Source organism: Paracoccus sp. (in: a-proteobacteria), assembly GCF_030536915.1.
Taxonomy (GTDB): Bacteria; Pseudomonadota; Alphaproteobacteria; order Rhodobacterales; family Rhodobacteraceae; genus Paracoccus.
In genome coordinates, this window is record NZ_JAUNPC010000216.1 from 1 (window position 1) to 1,687 (window position 1,687).

Here is a 1,687-nt window from a genome sequence, read left to right on the forward strand (position 1 = left end):
GATACGAGAGGGAGTGGACCGATGAAGGTTCTTGTGCCTGTGAAGCGGGTGATCGACTACAACGTGAAGGCGCGGGTTCGTGCGGACGGGTCGGGGGTGGATCTGTCGAACGTGAAGATGTCGATGAACCCCTTTGACGAGATCGCGGTCGAGGAGGCGATCCGGCTGAAGGAGAAGGGGGCGGCCTCCGAGATCGTGGTGGTCTCGATCGGCGTCAAGCAGGCGGCGGAGACCATCCGCACCGCGCTGGCGATGGGGGCGGACCGCGGCATCCTGGTGGTGGCCGCGGACGACGTGCACCAGGACATCGAGCCCCTGGCCGTGGCCAAACTGCTGAAGGCCATCATCGCCGAGGAGCAGCCGCAGCTGGTGCTGATGGGCAAGCAGGCGATCGACAACGACATGAACGCCACCGGCCAGATGCTGGCGGCGCTTCTGGGCTGGGCGCAGGCGACGCAGGCCGGCAAGCTGGACGTGGAAGGGGGCAAGGCCACCGTCACCCGCGAGATCGACGGCGGACTGCAGGTGATCGAGGTCACGCTGCCCGCGATCGTGACCGCCGACCTGCGTCTCAATGAGCCGCGCTATGCGAGCCTTCCCAACATCATGAAGGCCAAGAAGAAGGAACTCGTCGAGAAGACCGCCGGCGACTACGGCGTGGACGTCTCGCCCCGGCTGACGGTGGTCAGGACCGCCGAGCCCGAGGGGCGCAAGGCGGGGGTCAAGGTGGCCTCGGTCGACGAGCTGGTGTCGAAACTCAAAGCCGCGGGGGTGGTGTGATGGCGGTGCTGCTGCTGGCCGAGATGGCCGAGAACGGGCTGAACCGGGACGCGACGGCCAAGGCCGTGACGGCGGTGGCCTCCTTGGGCGATGTGACCGTGCTGGTCGCGGGCGAGGGCGCGCAGGCCGCCGCCCAGGAGGCCGCGCAGATCGCGGGCGTGGCGAAGGTGCTGGTGGCCGAGGACGCCACCTACGCCCACCGCCTGGCCGAGCCGATGGCGGCGCTGCTGGTGGAGCTTGCGCCCCAGTTCAGCCACATCGCCGCCCCGGGCACCACGGATGCCCGCAACGTCCTGCCGCGGGCCGCCGCGCTTCTGGACGTGATGGTGATCCCCGAGGTCAGCCGCGTGGTTGATGCCGAGACCTTCGAGCGCAGCGTCTACACCTCGGCCGCAATCCAGACGGTGAAATCCTCGGACCCGGTCAAGGTGCTGACGGTGCGCATCGCCAGCTTCGACGCGGCGGGCGAGGGCGGCTCGGCGCCTGTCGAGGCCGCCGCCGCCGCCGCCGACCCGGGGCTGTCGGCTTGGGTCGAGGACCGGGTTGCGGCCTCGGACCGCCCCGAACTCACCTCGGCCAAGCGCATCGTCTCGGGCGGGCGGGCGATCGGCTCCAAGGAGAACTTCGCCCTGATCGAGGCCCTGGCCGACAAGTTGGGCGCGGCGGTGGGGGCATCCCGCGCGGCGGTCGACTCGGGCTATGCCCCGAACGACTGGCAGGTGGGCCAGACCGGCAAGGTGGTGGCGCCCGAGCTTTACATCGCCGCCGGCATCTCGGGCGCGATCCAGCACCTTGCGGGCATGAAGGACAGCAAGGTCATCGTCGCCATCAACAAGGACGAGGAAGCCCCGATCTTCCAGGTCGCCGACTACGGACTGGTCGGCGACATCTTCACGGTGCTGCCGGA

General features: G+C 69.3%; 2 protein-coding genes. Both read left to right on the top strand.

Going from position 1 to position 1,687, the window contains the following annotated elements; all coding sequences use genetic code 11:
- Positions 1–21: 21 nt before the first annotated feature.
- Complete coding sequence (locus tag Q4F04_RS15865; protein ID WP_303370750.1) at positions 22–780, top strand: electron transfer flavoprotein subunit beta/FixA family protein; 759 nt, start codon at positions 22–24, stop codon at positions 778–780.
- A partial coding sequence (locus tag Q4F04_RS15870; RefSeq protein WP_303370751.1) for an electron transfer flavoprotein subunit alpha/FixB family protein occupies positions 780–1,687 on the top strand: 908 nt, incomplete at its 3' end. The genes Q4F04_RS15865 and Q4F04_RS15870, both read left to right, overlap by 1 nt.